The 21,453-nt window shown below is 41.2% G+C and carries 19 protein-coding genes; 18 read left to right on the top strand and 1 reads right to left on the bottom strand.

Annotated elements, in window-relative coordinates:
• Positions 1-56: 56 nt before the first annotated feature.
• The 18 genes from ESZ50_RS07580 (at position 57) to ESZ50_RS07495 (ending at position 19,798) form a co-directional block, all read left to right on the top strand.
• Positions 57-1,703 (top strand): malolactic enzyme, encoded by a 1,647-nt coding sequence (locus ESZ50_RS07580; protein ID WP_148622958.1) that lies wholly within the window; start codon positions 57-59, stop codon positions 1,701-1,703.
• Between the two features lie 33 nt (positions 1,704-1,736).
• Positions 1,737-3,044 carry a 2-hydroxycarboxylate transporter family protein gene (locus ESZ50_RS07575; protein ID WP_148622957.1) on the top strand — a complete coding sequence of 436 codons (1,308 nt, stop codon included), beginning with the start codon at positions 1,737-1,739 and terminating at the stop codon, positions 3,042-3,044.
• A gap of 109 nt (positions 3,045-3,153) precedes the next feature.
• A complete protein-coding gene (locus tag ESZ50_RS07570; protein ID WP_148622956.1) occupies positions 3,154-3,666 on the top strand; it encodes an NUDIX domain-containing protein in 513 nt (170 codons plus the stop codon).
• A gap of 256 nt (positions 3,667-3,922) precedes the next feature.
• Complete coding sequence (locus ESZ50_RS07565) at positions 3,923-5,290, top strand: hypothetical protein (protein ID WP_148622955.1); 1,368 nt, start codon at positions 3,923-3,925, stop codon at positions 5,288-5,290.
• A gap of 176 nt (positions 5,291-5,466) precedes the next feature.
• Positions 5,467-6,333: an ABC transporter ATP-binding protein gene (locus ESZ50_RS07560; protein WP_148622954.1), complete on the top strand. Its 867-nt coding sequence runs from the start codon at positions 5,467-5,469 to the stop codon at positions 6,331-6,333.
• The gene (locus tag ESZ50_RS07555) at positions 6,330-7,133 is read left to right on the top strand and encodes a YhgE/Pip domain-containing protein (RefSeq protein ID WP_148622953.1); all 804 of its coding nucleotides are present in this window, start codon (positions 6,330-6,332) and stop codon (positions 7,131-7,133) included. Before ESZ50_RS07560 ends, ESZ50_RS07555 begins: the two co-directional genes overlap by 4 nt.
• Positions 7,130-7,579, top strand: coding sequence for a LytTR family DNA-binding domain-containing protein (locus ESZ50_RS07550; protein WP_148622952.1), 450 nt, complete (start codon positions 7,130-7,132; stop codon positions 7,577-7,579). The genes ESZ50_RS07555 and ESZ50_RS07550 overlap by 4 nt, the downstream gene beginning before the upstream one ends.
• Positions 7,572-7,973: a DUF3021 family protein gene (locus ESZ50_RS07545; RefSeq protein ID WP_148622951.1), complete on the top strand. Its 402-nt coding sequence runs from the start codon at positions 7,572-7,574 to the stop codon at positions 7,971-7,973. The genes ESZ50_RS07550 and ESZ50_RS07545 overlap by 8 nt, the downstream gene beginning before the upstream one ends.
• A gap of 249 nt (positions 7,974-8,222) precedes the next feature.
• Positions 8,223-10,661 (top strand): pectate lyase-like adhesive domain-containing protein, encoded by a 2,439-nt coding sequence (locus ESZ50_RS07540; RefSeq protein ID WP_148622950.1) that lies wholly within the window; start codon positions 8,223-8,225, stop codon positions 10,659-10,661.
• A 195-nt stretch (positions 10,662-10,856) separates the two neighbouring features.
• The gene (locus tag ESZ50_RS07535) at positions 10,857-11,534 is read left to right on the top strand and encodes a hypothetical protein (protein ID WP_148622949.1); all 678 of its coding nucleotides are present in this window, start codon (positions 10,857-10,859) and stop codon (positions 11,532-11,534) included.
• A gap of 473 nt (positions 11,535-12,007) precedes the next feature.
• A complete protein-coding gene (gene kduI, locus ESZ50_RS07530) occupies positions 12,008-12,853 on the top strand; it encodes a 5-dehydro-4-deoxy-D-glucuronate isomerase (RefSeq protein WP_148622948.1) in 846 nt (281 codons plus the stop codon).
• Positions 12,854-12,899: 46 nt separating this feature from the next.
• Positions 12,900-13,724, top strand: a complete 825-nt coding sequence (gene kduD, locus ESZ50_RS07525; RefSeq protein ID WP_148622947.1) for a 2-dehydro-3-deoxy-D-gluconate 5-dehydrogenase KduD — start codon at positions 12,900-12,902, stop codon at positions 13,722-13,724.
• 76 nt (positions 13,725-13,800) lie between these two features.
• Positions 13,801-14,775 (top strand): 2-keto-3-deoxygluconate permease, encoded by a 975-nt coding sequence (locus ESZ50_RS07520; protein ID WP_148622946.1) that lies wholly within the window; start codon positions 13,801-13,803, stop codon positions 14,773-14,775.
• 41 nt (positions 14,776-14,816) lie between these two features.
• Complete coding sequence (locus ESZ50_RS07515) at positions 14,817-15,464, top strand: bifunctional 2-keto-4-hydroxyglutarate aldolase/2-keto-3-deoxy-6-phosphogluconate aldolase (RefSeq protein ID WP_148622945.1); 648 nt, start codon at positions 14,817-14,819, stop codon at positions 15,462-15,464.
• A gap of 26 nt (positions 15,465-15,490) precedes the next feature.
• A complete protein-coding gene (locus ESZ50_RS07510; RefSeq protein ID WP_148622944.1) occupies positions 15,491-16,252 on the top strand; it encodes a sugar phosphate isomerase/epimerase family protein in 762 nt (253 codons plus the stop codon).
• A 1-nt stretch (position 16,253) separates the two neighbouring features.
• A complete protein-coding gene (locus ESZ50_RS07505; RefSeq protein ID WP_148622943.1) occupies positions 16,254-17,207 on the top strand; it encodes a sugar kinase in 954 nt (317 codons plus the stop codon).
• 109 nt (positions 17,208-17,316) lie between these two features.
• Complete coding sequence (locus tag ESZ50_RS07500; protein WP_148622942.1) at positions 17,317-18,090, top strand: IclR family transcriptional regulator; 774 nt, start codon at positions 17,317-17,319, stop codon at positions 18,088-18,090.
• Between the two features lie 328 nt (positions 18,091-18,418).
• Positions 18,419-19,798, top strand: coding sequence for a gluconate:H+ symporter (locus ESZ50_RS07495; protein WP_148622941.1), 1,380 nt, complete (start codon positions 18,419-18,421; stop codon positions 19,796-19,798).
• 109 nt (positions 19,799-19,907) lie between these two features.
• Here the strand turns inward: ESZ50_RS07495 and ESZ50_RS07490 are convergent, their stop codons facing one another.
• Entirely contained in the window at positions 19,908-21,347 is a 1,440-nt protein-coding gene (locus tag ESZ50_RS07490) for a peptide MFS transporter (RefSeq protein ID WP_148622940.1), read from the bottom strand.
• Between the last annotated feature and the right edge of the window lie 106 nt (positions 21,348-21,453).

Below are 21,453 nucleotides of genomic sequence, written 5' to 3'. Positions count from 1 at the left end.
TATCTGACTATTATAGTCGATAGTGTTCTTTTTAGGAAGCGAATAAATCTTTAAATATGAAGGAAGTAAATAAGATGTCGAATGGATATGAAATTCTACGTAACCCATTTTTAAATAAAGGTACCGCCTTTACGAATGAGGAGCGCCAAGCGCTTGGACTAGTGGGAGCTTTGCCAAGTAAGGTTCAAACAATTGAGGAGCAAGCTGAGCAAGTATACGCACAGTTCCAAACAAAGGCTACACCACTTGAGAAGCGAATCTTCTTGATGAACTTGTTCAACGAAAATGTAACATTGTTCTTCCATTTGATGGACCAACACGTGGTTGAATTTATGCCAATCGTTTATGATCCAGTAGTGGCTGATGCGATTGAGCAATATAATGAGCTTTACTTCAACCCACAAAATGCAGCTTTCTTATCTGTAGATCGTCCAGCAGATATCGAAGCAACATTGAAGAATGCGGCCGCTGGTCGTGACATTCGCTTGATTGTAGTGACTGATGCTGAGGGAATCCTTGGTATGGGTGACTGGGGTGTTAATGGTGTTGATATCGCTATTGGAAAGTTGATGGTTTATACAGCCGCTGCTGGAATTAACCCTGAACAAGTTTTGCCAGTTAGCATCGATGCAGGTACGAACAATCAAGCATTGATAAATGATGACTTGTACCTAGGTAACCGTCACGCTCGAATTGCTGGTGACGATTATCTTGAATTTATTGATAAGTTTGTGGGTGCTGAGCAAACATTGTTCCCAGAAGCACTGTTGCATTGGGAAGATTTCGGTCGTGACAATGCTCAAGTGATTTTGGATAAGTATGAAGACAAGATTGCAACCTTCAATGATGATATTCAGGGAACTGGAATGATCGTGCTTGCTGGAATCTTTGGTGCTTTGAACATCTCAAAGGCTGATTTGAAGGATCAAAAGTTTGTTACCTTCGGTGCCGGTAGTGCCGGAATGGGAATCGCTAAGCAAATCTTCAACGAGCTTTTGCAAGAAGGCTTGAGTGAAGACGAAGCTCGTAAGCACTTCTATTTGGTTGATAAGCAAGGTTTGTTGTTCAACGACACTCCAGACTTGACTCCAGCACAAAAGCTATTCACACGTGAGCGTAGCGAGTTTAGCAATGCTGATGAGTTGACGAACTTGACGGCTGTAATTAAGGCGGTTCATCCAACTGTTTTGGTAGGAACATCAACACAACCAGGTTCATTTACTGAAGAGTTAATCAAGGAAATGGCCGCTCATACTGAGCGTCCAATTATCTTCCCACTATCAAATCCAACAAAGTTAGCTGAGGCAACTGCCGAAGATATCATTAAGTGGACTGATGGTAAGGCTTTGATCGCAACTGGTATTCCTGCTGAGAATGTGGATTACCAAGGAACGACATACCATATTGGTCAAGGAAATAACGCTTTGATCTACCCTGGACTTGGCTTTGGATTAGTTGCTTCAACTGCTAAGTTGCTAACGCAAGAGACAATTTCAGCTGCCATCCACGCTTTGGGTGGACTAGTTGATCCAACTGTAGCTGGTGCGGCTGTATTGCCACCCGTTTCAGATCTAACAAAGTTCTCACAAATTGTTGCTGAAGCAACCGCCGAAAGCGTTGTTGCTCAAGGTTTGAATCGTGAGCCAATTAGTGATGCAAAGCAAGCTGTTGCAGATAACAAGTGGTACCCAGAGTACAAGTAATTATTAGTTTTAGAAAGTGAAGTTTTTTAAGTTATGGATCATGAGGCGAAGCAGGCAACCAAGGCAAAGCGCACTTCAGTTTGGAATGTAAAAATTAGTGGTGTCGCTCTCTGGATGTACCTGATTATGTTAGTAGTTTTGGCTGTGGTAACTTATATGCATAAGCTACCCGGCGGTATTTTAGGAATCACTCTATTATTGGTCCTTCTGGGACATCTATTTTACTTTATTGGTGAGCGAATTCCGATTATTAATACTTACCTTGGTGGTGGGTCAGTATTTACAATTTTTGCAGCTGCCGCAATGGCAACCTTTGGGGTTATTCCAGCAGACGTTGTCAGCAATACATCATCATTTATTAGTGGCGCAGGTTTCCTAGATTTCTATATTGCGGCATTAATTGTTGGCTCAATTCTTGGTATGAATCGGACGCTTTTGCTTAGAGCTGCTGTGCGTTTTATCCCAGTTGCATTAATTTCAATGATCTTTGCCTTCTTCGCGGTTGGCTTGGTTGGAACATTAATTGGTTATGGCTTCGGTCATTCCGTAATGTTCGTATCTTTGCCAATGATGGCTGGTGGAATCGGTGCCGGAGTAGTGCCATTATCAAGTATTTATGGACATGCTTTGGGACAAAGTTCCGCTAGCATGATTTCACAATTAATTCCTGCTTCAGCTTTGGGAAATGTCTTTGCAATTATCGGTGCAGCTCTGTTAGCTAAATTCGGTAAGGACACAAAGGCTGATGGTCACGGCGTCCTAATGGAAATTGATCCTAAGTACACTAAGCCACGAGCAATTAATTTGGACATCACCCAAATGGGTGTTGGTTTAATGTTAGCATTGACCTTCTTTATGGCAGGAACAATCTTCAACGCGATCTTCCCTAAGATCCACACGTATGCCTTTATTATTATCTTGGTAATCATTTGCAAGGCCTTTAATCTATTGCCAGAGTATTATGAGGATTCAGCAGTAATGTTCAACCAGCTAGTAGTTAGCAACTTGACACATGCGGTTCTGGCTGGAATCGGAATTGCAATGTTGAACTTGGGATTGTTGGCAAAGGCCTTGACTTGGCAATTTGTGGTCTTGGTTCTAACAAGTATCATTGTGATTACAGTTGCTAGTGCAATCTTTGGTAAGTTATTTGGACTATATCCATTGGAGTCTTCAATTACCGCAGGACTAATTAATAATAGTATGGGTGGTACTGGAAACGTTGCCGTTTTGTCAGCTTCAAAGCGGATGAACTTGATTGCGTTTGCTCAAATGGGTAACCGATTGGGTGGTGCAATTATCTTAGTAATTGCCGGTATTCTAATTCAGTTCTTACATTAAGTTATGATAGATAAGTAAGTTTTTAGGTCATCAGTCAATAGATTGATGACCTTTTTACTTGGTTTCATGTGGAACAATCGCTAAGATAGTCAACAGAGGAGTTATTAAGATGGCTGATAAAAATTATATTGCACGGATGCGAGAAAAGGTTGGTCATGAGGGAATGATCTTTGTGATTGTATTCGGTGTTTTGTGGAATAAAGAACGGACAAAAATATTATTGGAACAACGCGCAGACATCACGGAAGGTTGGGCGTTTGTGTCGGGATTTGTTGAATATGGCGAGAGCCCTACTCAGGCAATTGAGCGGGAGTTTTTAGAAGAGACCGGTCTAAAGGTAAAAGTTACTAGACAGCTCGGACTTGCTACTAAAATATTTGAGAAAAACTCCTGGGGGGATGCACAGGAAAATATTTCGATCGGCTTTGAAGTAGAATTAATTGAAGGTGAACTGATGGCCGATGGTGATGAGACCTTGCAAGCAAAGTTCATTCCGGTTGCTCCTGAACCAACGATGTTCTTACCAGAGGCCCAGATGACGGTACATCAAGTTATTACAGAAAATGAATTATCGGACCGTCCGTGGATTCGAGAAGTACGTTTTGAAGCAAGTAACGACTAGACATTCTGATATGAAGCTTCGGTAAATAATTCCGGAGTAAACTGATGGACATTAGCGTTTAGATTAACGACCTGGCTCTTAAAGACAGATTAATTTTATGTTAGGGATGGTTCTGGTTGATATAAAAATATGCTATTTTTGAATACGTCTATTTTGATGTGCCATGCTCTGTATTGGGATGAGCTTATTAACCAAACTGATAGTGAAAACAGGCAAGGCCGTTATTTATTAAAAATGCATAACCCAGGGGGAAATTGTGTTGAAGATTAAAACATATTTAAAGGAAAGTTCAGCTTTACTGCTTAATACCAGTAGTTTCACGTTGAACATGCTGTCATTCCTGTTGCTATCGCAGATTATATTACGACAGGGTCCGACCATTCTAAATGCGATTCCCTTTGTGCTTTTTTATGCCTTCAGGCGTTCGGTTCTATTTCTCCTAGCAGGTTATAAGGTTCAGATTGAACCGTTATTGGTAATCGGCTACTGTGTCAGTATTGCTGGGGCAATTATTGGAATCTTTGGAAGTTATTGGGCCGTCTTCTGGGACATTGGGGCGATCGGAATTGGAATTGGATCTGCACTGGTACCACCGGCTGTCAGAGCCCTTAATCAAAGAATTAAGAATAATGCCATTAAGAGTAAACGTTTGGTCATGTTGATGCAGTTTCCGCTCCTGATTGTCTTATTGGTCATTATTGCCTTTCTCGGACAAAAGTATATTTACATTTCTTTTATTGTTTACGCATTTTATCTGATTTTAGGGTTATTGGGAGCGATTGCCAGTCCAGTATGGGAACCCGTTAGAGCCGTAAATTGGCAAAAGCTTGAACTGAACTATTTAAACATTGTTATCACGCTTTTATTGTTCGCGGATATTTTATCCTTAAGGGTTATTAGGAATGAAGGAAACCTAGCAGCCTTACTATTGAGTATTCTTGGAATTTTAATAATTCTACCGGTTATCTTTGGTTATACGCTAAGGCGAGGTTTTGACAAGCAATTGCGAATTCCCAGATTTCTCTATATAAAGGCATCTTTACGCGGAATGTGTATTGACTTCATTGCTGTGTATATAACGATGTACATTTTCTTGTTACCGGGGAATCCGGATTATGCATGGGTTGTTGCAATGTACGTTTTGGCGCCCTTATTGGCGGGACCGATAGAAAAGATATTGCAGCGAATATTGCCAGGAGGATTAACTGGATATGTACCTTATATCCTGATCTTAGTTGGTTTGCTTGTTATCTTCCAACCAGTAATGTTGTTAGTGGGAGTATTGTTGCTTAGAGTTGCGGCGGTTTTGATCAATCGAAGTGTTAATCAAGAATTGCTGGAGGTTGATCATTTGTCGGAAGCATCAATTTATCATTTTGCGCCACGATTGCTTGCAGTGGGTGGCTTGGCGATGCAATCTGTAATTTGGATATTATTCCTCACTTTGAGTTATGCACATCGAACAAGTATCGCAGGTTTGCTATATGAATATGCGCATCGGAAACATGCATCGCAGTTCGTTGGCGTGATCAACGATGTTCATATTGGTATCTCAATAATTTTTGCTCTATTCGTGTTGGTGGCACTATCTCTAGAAATTAATCATCGTAAAATTGAATCTTAAATCATAGGCGTTAATCTGTTACATCGGACGGATTAACGCTTTTTTAGTGGAAAAGACCACTTGTCACAATATATGAACCGCTTAGCCAGTTAATGCTGAATAATCAACGCCAACCTTTTATAGTTAATAACAATAAAGAGAGCTTAACTCGATAACGGATAAAGGAGCGTTAAATAATGGCTACAGCGATACGTGCAAAAGGACTAACAAAGCGATTCGGCGATTTCACAGCTGTTAAAGATGTGAATCTTGAAATTGAGGCAGGAAAGTTTATTGCCTTTCTGGGACCAAATGGTGCGGGTAAATCAACCGCGATTAACATGTTAACGACCCTTGATAAGATGACAGCAGGGAAAGTTGAGATTAATGGTTTTGACATTGAAAAACAAAAGAAGCAGGCACGAGAAGCAATTGGACTAGTTTTTCAAAAATCAGTGTTGAGTAAAGAATTGACAGTTAATCAGAATTTATTGCTCACCCAGAGATTGGTACATGCTAGTGATCAATATACGCAGAAGATGATTGAAACATTTCAATTGAAGGCATTGGGTAATCGAAAGGTTGGGAAACTGTCAGGCGGCCAAAGGCGACGAGTTGATATCGTAAATGCGCTATTAAGTAGGCCTAAAATTCTATTCTTAGACGAACCAACTACGGCGCTTGATATTCAAACAAGGTCCTTGATCTGGGAGGCATTAGCAGAATTGCGGCGTGATCAAGAGATGACTGTATTCTTAACGACACACTACTTGGAAGAGGCCGAACAGTCTGATCAGATTTATATCCTAGATCGAGGGGAGATTTTGGCACAGGGTAGTGCGGCGGAACTTGAGGAGCAGTATACGACAAATTTATTAACAGTTTTTGATGGTCATTTCATTGCGCCAGTGCACTGGGTTAAACAAGCTGATCAATACTTGATTGATGATACTCAAGCGATGCTAAAAGAATTAATCAAGCAGAAAGTAAATAAATTTTCATATCGCCAAGGAACATTGGATGATGTATTTGTTACGCTAACAGGAAAAGAGGTGCGAGCATGATTGCATTGGTTGAACGAAATTTACGCTTATATTTTCAAAATAAATCAACTGTATTTTGGTCTTTATTTAGCCCACTATTGGTCTTAGGGCTCTATGAGTTATTTATTCAATACAACCTGGTCGCCAGTTTTCAACATCAGACGACAATGCTAAATCAATGGCTACTTGGTGGAGCATTATCCGTGGCCGCATTGACGACTTCTTTCACCGTTTTGGGAATCAAGGTCTTTGATGAAGCGAAAGGGCAACGAGCAGCATTTTTTATTAACGGTGTTAGTGAACGTAAGTTGAATTCAAGTTATTTAATTGCCAGTGGCATTGTGGGATTTATCATGACAGTGGTCATTTTGGCGGTTTATGTGACCTTCTTTTATCTTCAGGGTCAAATGACCTTTCATTTCTCGAATTTGATGAAAGTCCTTCCAATAATTTTACTAAGTACCGTGATTTCCGTTGGAATTAATGGGATTGTACTATTGTTTGTACACAATGAAGGCAGTTTTAGCGGAGTCAGCACAACGTTGAATGTACTGAGTGGCTTCTTAGTAGGGGCTTATATGCCCTTTGGAGCAGTTCCGGCAGTTGCACAACATATAATGAAATACTGGCCAGGATTCTTATCAGCAAGCTTATTCCGGAATGCATTGGTTACGACTAAGGTGGATTTGACTACAAAGGAGTTCCTGGGGATGTCTGTTAAATGGGGAAATCAGGTACTTAGTACTACAAATATTAGTTTGATATTATTGTTGGCTAGTGTGATACTTATTGCTATTACACAGCTGAGGAATAGGGAATGAAATTTCGATTTGAATCTGAAAATGTTCCAGAATGGGATATTGTACTGCGAGCGAACATAACACAGGTAGAAGCGGATAAATTTTTTGAATTTATCTCTGACTATGAACAACCGGTTTTACAAATTACAGATCGGCTTAATGGACGTCATGTTCGAATCTATATGCATGACATAGTTGCAATTCAAGTCCAGAAAAATAACCTTCAGATTGAGACAAGCACGGACACTTATGAAATTAGAAGTACCTTAGCTAGCTTTATGGCAAAATTAGACAAGTATTTTGTTCAAGTAAGCAGATCGTCCGCCATTCAATTGCGTTTGCTAAAAGAGGTTAAGATCGTTTGGGGTAACGCTGTGGCGGTTTTGGCTGGTGGTAAAGAAGTCGAGATATCAAGACGTTATCTATCATCGTTAAAGGCTCAATTGGAGGAATTACGGTATGATTAGACAAATTCTAAGGCACTTTGTTGTGGGGATGATCTTTGGGTCGTTTTCACAAATGCTTGTGAGTGTATTTACAGGCTATGTTGAAACCAGCCGCAGCGGGTTGGCGGCATCTTTGATCTTATGGGGAATAATTGGCATTTCGGTAATGGTTTTTGATCATTTTGACAAAACGCCCCGAACAATATTATATGGACTGCACTTTTTATTTGTCGTGGTTTTGATTTATTCAGCAAACATGGCCTTTAATTCAGTGGATCTGGGTTTTGATTGGCTGACAATTCGCGGGCTTGAGCAAATGCTGATAGCAACGGTGTTAATTTATGCATTGAATGTCGGTTTGTCGATTTATGTATTTAGAAAGCAGGTCTCAGAGATAAATCGACTGATTAAATGAATGTAGATTGAGAAGGGTGATTATTAGGCTGAATGCTTAATGATCATCCTTTTATTCATAAATAATCCAAAACGCCAACATTTTACCAGTGAAAGCCTTCTCAAAATATTCTTTTTATATTCAAAGTTACCGCAATAAGCATTCCATTTCTTGGCAACAATAAAGCATAGACTAATAGTGACAAGAAATGAATTTACTTAATTGATCTAAGTTTGTGATTAGAATAATTTCTTTTGGGGAGGGGCTAGGATGCGAAATTTTTTGGTGTTAGTATTTGGCGTAATAATGGGTTTTCTATTATTCGGGCAAAGGATTCAAGCTGACGAGGTTAGTGTAGCTAGTTGGCCAGAGTTAGTGGCCGCGTGGAACAATAGTAATGTGACCAAAATTACGTTATCGCAAAACATTGTCAGTACAAGTGCTGGGACGAATGTTAGAACAGCTAGTATTGAGCTAGATGGAAATGGTTATGGAATTGACTATAACGCTGGAACCGATGCCTCACACTCATTTGATTTAAATAATGCAGCAGGGATCGATAATCCTGTATTTAAAGTCCATGATATTAAATTAACGGCAACTGCCGGAAGTGGCGTAGAAGGATTTATTTACACCAATGAAGCTAGTCGTTCTAGCAATTGGACAATTGACATGGAGAATTTATCCTATTCACAAGGGTTTACGGCTGGTCAGCGCTTCATGACCGTGGGAGGTGCCAAGGTTAAGCTGAGTGGTAATATTGATATTCAGACCAACTATGAGAATATCGTCGGTGCACAAAGTATTGATGTCGCCCCTAACTGTAACTATTATGGTGTGTCCAATGCCAGTTCGAACTCAAACGGTGAGTCTTCAACAAGTGGCGCGGGAGGGGTTTCAACCTGGTATATGACATCAACTGCGGCACAAGGTAACATTACGATTGGTCAAAATGCAAATGTGACGTTGATAAACTACCGTAAGAGTAACATCTATCCCCATATTTATTACCATTTTGGAGAGGTTCTAGTAGACAGTGGCGCCACGTTCAACCTAAATGGCGGATCGGCCGGAATCAATTGGTATTTGAATGATACGGCGGGACACTATATTGTAAAAAATAATGCAACGATGTTAGTATCTTCAAATACTAGTGGTGGGACAACCCCAGTAATTGATTATTCAAATACAACTGCTAACGGCGGAAATCAAGGGATACTAGTAGAACCAACTGGAACGTTATACGTTGTTGGGACGCAAAATACGGGTGTTCCATTGATTCAAATGACCGGATATAACACAAACCAATATCTCACGCTAAACAATCCAAAAACTTTTGATATCAATAATCAAGGAGCTGGTAATAATGCAGCGGTGAACCTGACCCGGGGAACCTTTGGTATCAAAAACACGAATGTTACGTTGTGGGATAACGGGAAGAATACATTAACTAGTGCCGCGTCATCGGCCTACGAAAAGGTCGAGGATTTTAGTTATACAGCGGCAAATGGAGTGCAATCGTCAAATGCAACTTTAGCTAGTAATTATAAAAATAATTCAACAGCACGGATTGCTGGCTTAAATGATCCGTTAAAGATTAATGTCCAACCGTGGGCAAGTACGCCTAACACAACAAATCCGCTTGAAGGTGGTGGCACTGAGCAGAACGCTCTCATCTGGGATACTGATAAGGTTGTTCGTGCACGTGTCTCAATGGGCCAATTGCCTGCCTCAGGGAAAATTGATCCAAATACAGGTGGGTTGACGTATCAGATAATTTGGGCAGTTAAGGATCAAGTGGCTGTTGACCTACAAGATTCAACAGGGGTTGCAGACACCCTAGCCACGGATGATGCGGGCTATGTTACGTTGAATGGAAGTTATTTCCAAAGGGCAACCAGTAATGGTGGTGATCTGCTGAGCTTTTATGGTAAGTATGCCGGCTTCGAAGACGCGGTAACCGCCGATGTTACCGATAAGACGCCACCAGCACCTGTCACATTGTCGAGCTCAGCAACTAGTAATGCCGAAATTGTCGGTAAAACTGAAGCTGGAGCAAAAGTGTCAGCGGAAGTTAGCCATGATGGTGGAACAACTTGGGTTGTCGTAAGCAATCAAGCGGTGGCTGACGCTGAGGGTGATTTTAATATAGGGAGAATTGCTGGACTTGAGACAGGTGACTATGTACGTGTGGTTGCGACTGATCAAAATGGCAACCGGACACCAGATGAAGATACAACGGTGCATGATGCTGAGTTAAAAGGTGCTACAAAGTACCAGATTATCGGTGGATTAAACTGGATTGACCAACTTGCAACGGTGACCTTTGGATCGCATGCCCTATCAAGTAAGAATATTGATCATTCGGCGGCCGAGAACACTAATTCAAGTCTGACTGTGGCGGACACCAGGGGAACTGGGAAGAGTTGGCGGATCGTGGCACGGATGGTAAATGAATTAAGTAATGGGGTTGATCAACTAGTAGATGTAATTACTTTTAAAGAGTCTGGTAATGATCATCTGCTGGGGCAACAAGATACAGTGATTATGGAACACGAAACTACATCTGATGAGAATGTAACTGTAAATGATAGTTGGAACAACCAAGATACTGGTTTGTTTATTAACATCTCGAAGGCTTTGAATACAAAGGTCGGAGATTACACTGGCGAAATCGGTTGGACCTTGCAGGATGTGCCTGTGAATTAGACTTAAGAGACTGTTTGTTGGAATTCTATTCGACAGACAGTTTTTTTCATGTATCAAATCAACAATCTAAGGTGACAAGTGATTTAGTTAACATGGTGTGGAATATTGTATATCGAATGCGACAATTATTGCTTCTTATATAGGGGTTTAAGGGGTATATTTAAGTTTGAATAACAAATATTGAAGGGGTCGAGTATGATGGGTAATGATAAAGAGAACGAAACACGTAGCAATAAAGGCACGGGGAAGCCAAATAGTAATCTTAAAAAGATTTTGTTTGCTGCATTAGGTGTTATCGTTGTTATAGGGATCATCAGTGGGTTTGCCTTGCAACATGGCAAGGAAGGTCAGCAAGAGGCACAAAAGACTTCTCAGAAGAAGAGCTCTACAGCAAGTATAAAAAAGAGCTCTGTAAGCAAGAAAAGCTCATCTAAGAATGTATCATCAGCGACGGTGGCTAGCGAAACAAAAAGTGTGACGGCGGAGAGTCAGGAATCGAGTACGCAAGTTAATCAGGGCAGTCCGGTCACAGCGCAAGAGAAATCAATGATTGAGGCGCGCAGGATGCTTGTTTATGGTATTGAAAAAACAATTTACTATAATTCAGGTACGACGACACCAAATTTTGATCATATGGAGGAAATAGCTGGTGGGTTTAGAGTCTATTTTGCCGATGGCTCAATATACAATGTTCGTGATAGAGGAGTGGTAAACAACCTGGCTCCTGAATATAATTTTGGTGGCAATCAAAGTTGGGAATTATATTTCGATCACAAGCCAGCTGTTGTTTTAGACGCTCCTAGTCAAATAGGGGCCGGTTGGGTCGGAATAGACCCTACATCAACTGAGTTACAGCAATATGGAGTCCGTTAATCATGGCTTCATGTTTCACATGAAACGATAATTTGATTGATATAGAATAGGAAAATCGATTTTGTCTCAGTATGATACCGTCTGATAAGCATGTAGTTGACAATGGCTTTGCCTTGTCGGTATCAAGCAATATTATTTGGTGAACTCAGCACGAGCATTGTGGCTAAATAATTTTGAAGATAAATAAATTTTTACTGAAATATTGAAAAAGGATGTTTTACTTTGAAAGTAAAACATCCTTTTTTTTGCGAAAAACCGAGTATGCAAATGAAAGCGCTTCTGTATAAAACATTAACAATGATTAAAAAGCGGGAATACTATCTATATCGCAAAGTGGAGTTATTCAATAAGCCGATACACCTGACGCAAAATAAAAAGTACACAAAGTCGTTTACAAAAATAAAAACTAATGCTAAATTAATCTCGTAACAAAAGAGAAAAGATATTTCCAAATAAGAAACGGAGACGGAACGATGACTTTTAAGATGCACACGCAATACGCTCATTCACCAAAGGATATTGAACATTATTCAACTGCCGAATTACGCGAAGAGTTTTTGATGGAGAAAGTTTTTGTACCAGGTGACATTTTGTTGACCTACACAATGAATGATCGCTTGATTTATGGTGGCGTAACTCCAACGACTGAGCCTTTGGAAATTGTTCTCAGTGAGGAACTAGGGGTTGAATTTTTCTTAGAACGACGTGAATTAGGTTTTATTAATATTGGTGGCGCAGGGGTCGTAACTGTCGACGGGAAAAAGTCGGATATGAAGAAACAGGATGGCTATTACGTTGGAATGGGGACTAAAGAAGTGATTTTTGAGTCAGTTGACCCTGAAAATCCAGCTAAGTTCTATGTTGCTTCGGCACCGGCGCATAAGACCTTCCCTTCAAAGAAGATCTCAATTGAGGACATCACACCATTAACACCGGGAGATCAGGCACATATGAACAAACGTCAGATTTTCCAATATATCCATCCAAATCAAGTTGAAGTAAATCAACTGCAAATGGGATATACAGTTCTTGCACCAGGATCATCATGGAATACGATGCCCGCGCATACTCATATGCGTCGCATGGAAGCTTACATGTATTTTGATTTTGAAGACAAAGATACACGTGCAGTACACTTCATCGGAACACCCGATGAAACAAAGCATATCTTCCTAGAACCAGAACAGGCCGTTTCGAACCCTTCATGGTCGATTCATTCAGGTGTTGCGACTGGCTCATATACATTTATTTGGGCAATGTGTGGCGAGAATATCACTTATGACGATATGGATATCGTTGATATGCACGACTTGAAGTAAGAATTGTTTGCAAATCTTTAATTGATGAATGGGGAGGCCAAATGTAATGGCAGAATATTTTGAACCGGCTGAGGAAGTTGCAGCACGGGCAAAGGAACTGAAGTCCTTCAAGATGGATTTCTTTGGTTTAACGAACAAAGTGGCAATTGTGACTGGTGGCAACACTGGCTTGGGCCAGGCATATGTTGTTGCTCTAGCAGAGGCGGGGGCTGATATTTATGTACCAACCTTTGCTCAAGAAGGCTGGGATGAAACTCGGGCACTGGTTGAGAGTAAAGGACGGCGCGTTGAATTTGAACAAGTCGATTTAACTAAGGACAGCGCCGCCGAATCAGTTGTAAAAAACGCTTTGAAGACCTTTCAACGCATTGACATATTGGTTAACAATGCAGGAATGATTCGTCGCAATCCACTTTTGGAGTCAAAGGATGCCGATTGGGACGCGGTGATGAATATTAATTTGAATGCAGTCTATCATTTGTCGATGGCTGTATTACCAGTTTTTGCTAAGCAAGAGTCAGGGAAGATTATCAATATTGCATCGATGTTGTCGTATTTTGGTGGCAAGTTTGTGCCATCATATACAGCCTCTAAGCATGGGGTAGCAGGACTTACAAAGGCACTGGCGTCTGAAGCATCAGCCTTTAATGTACAAGTAAATGCGATTGCACCAGGGTATATCGCGACATCAAATACAGCACCGATCCGGGCCGATGAAGCTCGAAATGCCGAGATCTTGAACCGGATTGCCGCAGGACACTGGGGCGAGACTAAAGAGCTAATGGGTGGAATTGTGTTCCTAGCCTCAGCGGCATCAAACTATATTACAGGAACTATCCTACCAATTGATGGTGGTTACTTAGTTCGATAATCCTTAGAGCTAAATCAGGAATAGATATTTGAAAGTTTTGTGAGACAAAATGTGAACTAATTATAGGTGAAATATTATGAGAATTAAGAAGTCAATTGAGAAGATCCCAGGCGGTATGATGGTCGTGCCATTATTGATCGGGGCAATTATTCATACCCTTTTCCCAAATTCGGCGACGAGTTTAGGCGGTATGACTGGTGCTTATATGGGTGGAACGAGTGTTATTTTATTCATCTTTTTCTTTGCTCTAGGCACGGGGTTAGATGTTCGTTCAACACCCCGGATTGCACGTAAAGGGGTCACTATTCTCTTGTCCAAGGTTATTTTCGCGGCCATTTTAGGAATTATTGCAAGTAAGTTTTTACCAGTTAATGGTGTGCAGTCAGGTTTGTTTAAGGGACTGTCAGTTTTGGCAATTATTGCAGCCTTTAATGCAACAAATGGCGGTCTATTAGTTGCTCTTTTGGAACCCTTGGATCGTAAGATTGATGTTGCTTCATATCCTTTCTTTTCAATTGAATCAGGTCCCTTTTTCACGATGATCACCCTTGGCGCAGCTGGGTTGGGTTCCTTCCCATGGCAGGCGTTGGTCTCAACACTAGTACCTTATGTATTAGGAATTCTTCTGGGAACATTGGATGCTGATATCAGAAAGATGTTTGCACCGCTTGCAGGACCCTTGGTACCATTTTTTGCCTTTACACTTGGATTCAGTATGAATCTTGGCATGATTGTGGAGTCTGGCTTTACAGGAATTGTCATGGGAATCGCAGTTGTGATCTTCTCTGGACTAGTTGTTTGGCTTGCTGATGTATATATTGGTGGTTCTGATGGACTGGCTGGTTTGGCAGCCTCATCAACAGCTGGGGCGGCTGTGACTGTTCCGGCAACGATTGCGCTTGCTGATGCGACTTATCAAGCGACTGCGACATCGGCGACCGCGATTGTTGCGACATCGGTTATCGTCACTGCGATTCTGACGCCAATGATAACGATGTGGTATTACAAGTACCTAACGAGAACGAATAAGCTTGAAGTTCAAGTTAGCTAAATAAGTGGTAGTGAAATTTTTGGAATTGAGAAGAGGAAATTATGAAGCGCGTAAAGATTTTGAATAAAGTTGAACAGGCTGGAGTGATTGCAGTTGTTCGGGCAAGTTCAGCGGCGATGGCAGAGCGAATTGTTGAAGCACTGGTAGCTGGGGGCATCACGGGGATTGAATTGACTTTTACAGTCCCTCAAGCTGATCAGGTTATTGAAAAATTAGTTAATCAATATGCTGGAACCGATGTTGTTGTGGGGGCTGGAACGGTATTGGATGCCATTACAGCACGGCTCGCAATTATGGCTGGGGCAGAGTTCCTAGTTTCACCATCGTTTGATGTTGAAACTGCTAAAATTGCAAACCTTTACCAAATTCCATACATGGCTGGAGCGATGACGATTACTGAGATGCGTTCTGCCTTGGAGTACGGAGTCGATATTGTAAAGCTTTTCCCTGGGTCAGAAGCATCACCAGCAATGGTTAAGGCAGTCAAAGCACCGATGCCTCAACTAAACGTTATGCCGACTGGTGGTGTTAATTTGGATAATATGTCAGAGTGGTTCGACGCTGGCGTAGTTGCTGTCGGTGTTGGTGGTAGTTTGTTAAAACCGGCTGATCGTGAAGATTGGGCTGGATTGACGAGGAACGCCCAGGCTTATATAGCGAAATACAATGAAATCAAGGAAATTAATTAATTACTCGGAAGGATGGAGTTATTTTCATGGCTGAACGTCAACTAATTATTAACACACTTGTATTTGAAAATGATGTTGTAGCTGGGGCAAAGCAACAGGACCTACTAGCAAAGATTAGCAAACTTGGTATCAAAGCAGTCGAAGCACGGCGAGAGTTTTTTAAGGATTTCTCAGTTGAATTGGAAAACCTTGCTGAGGCGGCAAGGGAGCTTGAGATGCAGGTGTATTTAAGTATTCCTGATGTCTTATTTGATGAGAATGGTGCGTTGAATCCGAAGTTTAATCAATATGTCGCGGAGGCCGAGCGGATTGATGCAGTTGCAATGAAGATGAATATCGGTTCATTTGAAAAGGCAACAGACGCGGAATTCGCAGCACTTAAATTGGCAATGTCGAAGCGGGTTCAATTGAACGTCGAGAATGATCAAAGTAAGTTAAACGGCACAATGGCACCAATTAAGAAATTCTTGTCACTGACCAAGACTAAGGGACTAGCCATTAATTTTGTGTTTGATGTGGCTAACTGGCGTTTTGTTGATGAGGATGAGTTGGCAGCCGCAAAGTTGTTGAGCGAAGCTACGACCGTGATTCATTTGAAGAATGCTGTCTTAACAGAGTCCGGACACATGGTTGTGCCCTTTGATCAGGGGAATATTGACTGGAAGACAGTGTTGAGGAGTTTTTCAAATGAACTACCAGTTGCACTGGAATATCCTGTTGAATCTGATCAAGCATTGCTAAAGGATGTCGTTAATCTGAAGGCAGAGCTAGGGCTTGAGGGAGGTTGAAATGAGCGAGGTTTTAACAATTGGCGAAGCCATGGCAGTGTTCGCCTCAACTGATCTTGACGTATCACTTGCCGATGCGAGTGACTTCAAAAAGTACTTGGCAGGGGCTGAGGTCAATGTGGCAGTGGGGGTATCAAGACTAAATCATTCAGTTCAATATGTAACGCGAGTTGGTTCAGATCCGATTGGCCAGTTTATTCAAACTGAACTAAAGGATAACCGGATCGCAACTGACCATGTGCAGGTGACCGACGAATACATGACTGGACTTATGTTCAAGCAAAAGGTTTCGCACGGTGATCCAGCGGTTGCTAACTATCGCAAGAATTCGGCAGCTTCGCATTATTCGGCAACTTTTATTGACAATGTAGATTTATCAGATGTGAAGATTGCGCATATTACGGGAGTCTTTCCGGCCTTATCACCGGAGACGTTACAAGCAACCCAAAAACTCTTTGATCGGTGTTCAGAAAACAAAAAATTATTAAAGATATTTGATACCAATCTAAGACCGGCATTATGGGATTCACAAGATCAAATGGTTAAGGCGATTAATCATTTTGCTAATCAAGCACATGTGGTTCTACCAGGTGTGAACGAGGGGGCAATTTTGGTTGGATCACGTGATCCAGAAACGATTGCCGACTACTATTTAGGCAGTAGCGAAGTTACACATACGGTAATTGTTAAAGTTGGTGCTGATGGTGCATACATCAAGACTAAGTCGGGCGTTAATGAATTTGTTGCGGGTTTCAAGGTTGACCGAGTTGTTGATACCGTTGGTGCGGGTGACGGTTTTGCATTAGGTGTTATCACGGGATTGCTGGAACAGTTATCAATTAAAGAGGCTGTGCGACGTGGGAATGCAATCGGCGCGATGGCGGTTCAGGCCGCCGGAGATAACGATGGCTACCCAACAAGCAAACAATTGGAGCATTTCCTACAAGCAAATTGAGGTAAAAAGGGGCTGGATTGATTTCAATTCAGGCTCTTTTTTATTGAAGAAATTTTTTAGGTGGGATATGATGGATTAAACATAAAATGGGCAGGTTGTGAATAGTTTAATGAGTGAAGCAGACGTGAAATTATATGGTAGTACGGTTGTTAAAACAAAAACACTATTAGACTTTCTGAGTGTTCAGTCAAGTGGACGCTCGTTAACAGAATTAAGTGATGGTACGGGTTTAACAAAGCCAACGATTCGCAAGATCATGGATACGCTAATTTATATGAATTGGGTGCATGAGGATCAGAATGGAAACTTCACGGTTGGAATCGGCATGATTAAGTACGGTGCAGCTGCACAGGCGCAATTTAATATTGTGTTGTTAGCTGAACCATATTTGCGGCGTCTGAGCGAGCGATTTGGTGAGACGATTAACTTTGTGATTCCAGATCGTAATCGGGTTGTTTTGATGAAGAAATTTGAAGGAACGCATTCGGTTGCCCTTAAATCAATTGTCGGCGGAAATATGGATATGTACTCGACATCAGTTGGGAAGTCAATTTTGGCAACTTATTCGGATGCTGAATTGCAAGAGTACATTGCACAAACGGATTTAATTGCCAAGACGCCGAATACAATCTCAGATCCTGATGAATTATTAGTCGAAATTGTTAATGTACGAAAGAACGGTTTTGCCTATGAGCGAAATGAAAATGAAATGGATATTTCGTGTGTCGGGACAGCCATTAGCCGAAATGGACATGTATTTGGTGCGTTTAGTATCTCAGCACCGTCTTATCGAGTTAATGCTGAGCGTGAGCAGGAATTTGCTACTGCTATTTTGGAAACTAAGGACGAGATTCTTGCTGGAATTGGTAGCCAGATTTATTAAAAATTAACCACAAAAAAGATTGACCGTTAAAAAAGCTTTAACGGTCAATCTTTTTATTTTTGATAACGGCTAACTGATCATAGTCGGCTTTGAATGTGTAATTGTTTAGTAATGTTTCATGTGAAACCGTAATTGGAGGGGAAATAAATCCCCTATTGTCAGCGCATTCAAACATAGTATAATTGTTCTACATACTAAATCTAAAAGACTTTGGGATTGTATTATCTATAAAATCTGAAATAAGCCTTCATATCCGATTAACTTGGGATGTCTTCAGTATGCTAATTTTTCCGTCTTTTTTGTATGAAAAAATTTTTTGGAGTTTCTTATGGCATTTTTGATGTTAGCAATTTCTATTTTAGTATTGCTAGTTTTGATTGTTAAGTTCAAACTTAACACTTTTGTATCTCTTATTATCACTGCCTTCGTTCTGGCCTTGTTGCTTGGAATGAAGTTTGCTGATATTCCGACAGCGATCTTGGGACCTGAAGGAATGGGGAATATTCTTGGATCAAACGCCGTGATTTTCATTTTTGGTGGAATGATTGGTCGATTGGTTGCGGATGCTGGTGGTTCTTATCGAATTGCCAAGACGTTAATTGACTGGTTTGGTGTAAAACGTTTGCAGTGGGCCGTTTTGATTGCATCGTTCATCATTGGAATCTCAATGATTTTTGGGGTCGGTATGGTATTGTTGATTCCGATTGTCTTCGCGGTTGCAATTGAAGCTGGGGTACCGTTGTTGTACCTTGGAATTTCAATGACAGCGGCGCTATCATCGGCACAAGGATTCTTGCCTCCACAGCCTGCACCAACAGCAGTTGCGACTGCTTTGGGAGCTAATGTTGGTTTGACGTTGATCCTTGGTTTGGCCGTTTCTGTAATTACAGCGATTGTTGCTGGACCAGTCTTCACAAAGGTTGCTCAAAAATATGCACCGGGTGCATTTACCTTTAAGACTGAAATTCAAGCCGTTGGTGAAGTTAAGGAATATGACTTGGCAAAGACGCCATCATTCTTCCTTTCAACAATTACTTCAATTTTCCCATTGATCTTCATGATCATTGCAACAGTCTACAAGATGATTTATACGGGTGGCGTAACGCCTAAGAATCCGACAGCGGTCGATTCATTTGTTGAATTCATCGCGACACCTGCTGTTGCAATGACGGTTGCTTTGATTTTTGCAATCTTCTCAATGGGAGTTTGGCAAAAGAAGGATGCAAAGGAAATCAACAGTTCGCTAACTAATGGAATGAACGCCGTTGCGGGAATTCTATTAATCGTTGGTGGTGGTGGTGCCTTGCGTGGTGTCTTGGTCACTGGTGGGCTATCAGATAAGGTTGCACAATTGTTCTCAACTAATGGGCACATGTCAGCATTCTCAATTGTTCTGTTTGCATGGGCTGTTGCAGCGGTTTTGCGTATCTCAGTTGGTTCAGCAACGGTTGCTGGAATGACGGCGGCCGGAATCGTTACGACGATTGTTGCCTCTCAAAACAACCCAACTTTGGCAGTGTTAGTTGCACTAGCAATTGGGGCCGGATCATTGATTGCTTCGCACGTTAATGATGCTGGTTTCTGGATTTTCAAAGAATTCTTTGATTTGACAATCAAGCAGACCTTCCAAATTTGGACTGTTTTGGAAACTGTGATTTCAATTGTCGGTTTGCTAGTTATTCTAGGTTTGACAGCAATTCTTATTTAAAAATTGATTTTAAAAAGAGCTTACCGTAAAAGGTGAGCTCTTTTTAATATTGTAGTGTAGTAAAAAAGACTCTAACTTGGTTAGAGTCTTTCGTTGTCAAGTTTGATTATTAGGAAACGTCAATCATCAAACGTTGAACCATTTTAGAAATGGCAAGTAATATTAGTCCGAGTACGACGGCAACTGCACCAAATCCTAGGAAATAAGTGATTTCATTAGCTGGGTTATATAGCGTAACCAGCTGTGCATTTAAGGCAGAGCCCATTGCTGCGGCTAAGAACCACATCGACATCATCTGAGAATTAAATGCCTTGGGAGCAAGTTTCGTAGTCACTGACAGACCAACTGGTGAGATTAACATTTCACCAATGATTACCAATGCCCAAGAAGCAATCAACCAGGCAGGTGAGGCCTTTGCAGATGTACCGTGTAATATACCTGGCAGTGCCATGATTAGGAATGAAGCACCGGCGAACATTAGCCCAACAGCGAACTTTGTTGGTGAGGATGGCTGGTTTTTACGCCAATGAGTCCAAAGCCAGACAAAGAGTGGTGTGTACAACATGATAAACAGTGGGTTTAATGACTGGTATAGTGATGCTGGAATCATTGTTGTATCCACTCGTTCAGCCGCAAATGTAGCTAAAACGATTGAACCTTGCTCCTCGATCGCCCAGAAAAGAACGGCGGCTAAGAAGAACGGAATGTAGGCAAATACGTGTGATCGTTCAACTTTTGTGATCTTCTTTGAGTTCAAGATTAATACGAAGTATGCAACTGGGATCAGTACGGCAACAATCGTAATTAAATTGATAAAGTTTTCTAAGCTATTCCAATGAAGAATGAACATACCACCGATTACGATTGCCAGTAGAACAATGATGGCAATGGCTCTTTTGGTGATGGTTTGTAATTCATCTGCTTTAAGTGGATCTGTTGGATGATTTGTTGATTCATCGAGGTGCTTCCGACCAAAGTAGTATTGTAGCAAGCCGAAGAACATTCCAATCGCCGCCAAGCTAAAGGCAATATGATAACCAGCAGCTCTTTGAGTCATACCAACTAGAATTGGTGAGATGAATGAACCTAAATTAATTCCGAACACGAAAATTGAGAATCCAGCATCACGCTTGGGGTCGTTCAAATCATATAAGGAACCAACTAAAGCAGAGACATTTGATTTTAGCAGGCCAGTTCCAATAATGATCAATGTGATTGATGCAAATAGGGCAGTTGCTCCAAAAGGAAGCGCTAGTGCAATATGACCAAACATGATAAAGATTCCGCCCCAGAAGACCGTTTTCTGGGCTCCTAGAATTCGGTCGGCAATATAGCCACCAATTGCTCCGGAAAGGTAAACCATTGAGGCATAGATTGCCATGATTGAGGCAGCAGTGGCCTTAGCGACATGTAGATCGCCGGTCGAGATTAAGTGCCACATGTAGAAGAGCAAGATTGCTCTCATACCATAGTAAGAGAATCGTTCCCACATCTCTGTCATGAAGAGGGTGGAAAGGGCGCGTGGTTGTCCAAAAAAGCGTTTTTCCATAGTTAATTATAGTCTCCTAATATTACTCTTGTTTTGCTCATGCAATTTTAATAATATACCTTTTATGAAACTTAAAATCAAGCGTTTTTGAATTTCAAGGTGTACT

Origin of the sequence: Weissella muntiaci (assembly GCF_008107635.1) — a bacterium.
Lineage (GTDB): Bacteria > Bacillota > Bacilli > Lactobacillales > Lactobacillaceae > Weissella > Weissella muntiaci.
The sequence above is the reverse complement of the archived record's forward strand: the minus strand, read 5'-3'. Positions and strand labels throughout refer to the sequence as shown.

Coding starts and splice junctions, on each gene's coding strand:
- ESZ50_RS07550 (WP_148622952.1), top strand. CDS start 7,130: ATGAAATTTCGATTTGAATCTGAAAATGTTCCAGAATGGGATATTGTA.
- ESZ50_RS07540 (WP_148622950.1), top strand. CDS start 8,223: ATGCGAAATTTTTTGGTGTTAGTATTTGGCGTAATAATGGGTTTTCTA.
- ESZ50_RS07515 (WP_148622945.1), top strand. CDS start 14,817: ATGAAGCGCGTAAAGATTTTGAATAAAGTTGAACAGGCTGGAGTGATT.
- ESZ50_RS07575 (WP_148622957.1), top strand. CDS start 1,737: ATGGATCATGAGGCGAAGCAGGCAACCAAGGCAAAGCGCACTTCAGTT.
- kduI (WP_148622948.1), top strand. CDS start 12,008: ATGACTTTTAAGATGCACACGCAATACGCTCATTCACCAAAGGATATT.
- ESZ50_RS07545 (WP_148622951.1), top strand. CDS start 7,572: ATGATTAGACAAATTCTAAGGCACTTTGTTGTGGGGATGATCTTTGGG.
- ESZ50_RS07535 (WP_148622949.1), top strand. CDS start 10,857: ATGATGGGTAATGATAAAGAGAACGAAACACGTAGCAATAAAGGCACG.
- kduD (WP_148622947.1), top strand. CDS start 12,900: ATGGCAGAATATTTTGAACCGGCTGAGGAAGTTGCAGCACGGGCAAAG.
- ESZ50_RS07570 (WP_148622956.1), top strand. CDS start 3,154: ATGGCTGATAAAAATTATATTGCACGGATGCGAGAAAAGGTTGGTCAT.
- ESZ50_RS07555 (WP_148622953.1), top strand. CDS start 6,330: ATGATTGCATTGGTTGAACGAAATTTACGCTTATATTTTCAAAATAAA.
- ESZ50_RS07505 (WP_148622943.1), top strand. CDS start 16,254: ATGAGCGAGGTTTTAACAATTGGCGAAGCCATGGCAGTGTTCGCCTCA.
- ESZ50_RS07560 (WP_148622954.1), top strand. CDS start 5,467: ATGGCTACAGCGATACGTGCAAAAGGACTAACAAAGCGATTCGGCGAT.
- ESZ50_RS07500 (WP_148622942.1), top strand. CDS start 17,317: ATGAGTGAAGCAGACGTGAAATTATATGGTAGTACGGTTGTTAAAACA.
- ESZ50_RS07510 (WP_148622944.1), top strand. CDS start 15,491: ATGGCTGAACGTCAACTAATTATTAACACACTTGTATTTGAAAATGAT.
- ESZ50_RS07490 (WP_148622940.1), bottom strand. CDS start 21,347: ATGGAAAAACGCTTTTTTGGACAACCACGCGCCCTTTCCACCCTCTTC.
- ESZ50_RS07520 (WP_148622946.1), top strand. CDS start 13,801: ATGAGAATTAAGAAGTCAATTGAGAAGATCCCAGGCGGTATGATGGTC.
- ESZ50_RS07495 (WP_148622941.1), top strand. CDS start 18,419: ATGGCATTTTTGATGTTAGCAATTTCTATTTTAGTATTGCTAGTTTTG.
- ESZ50_RS07580 (WP_148622958.1), top strand. CDS start 57: ATGAAGGAAGTAAATAAGATGTCGAATGGATATGAAATTCTACGTAAC.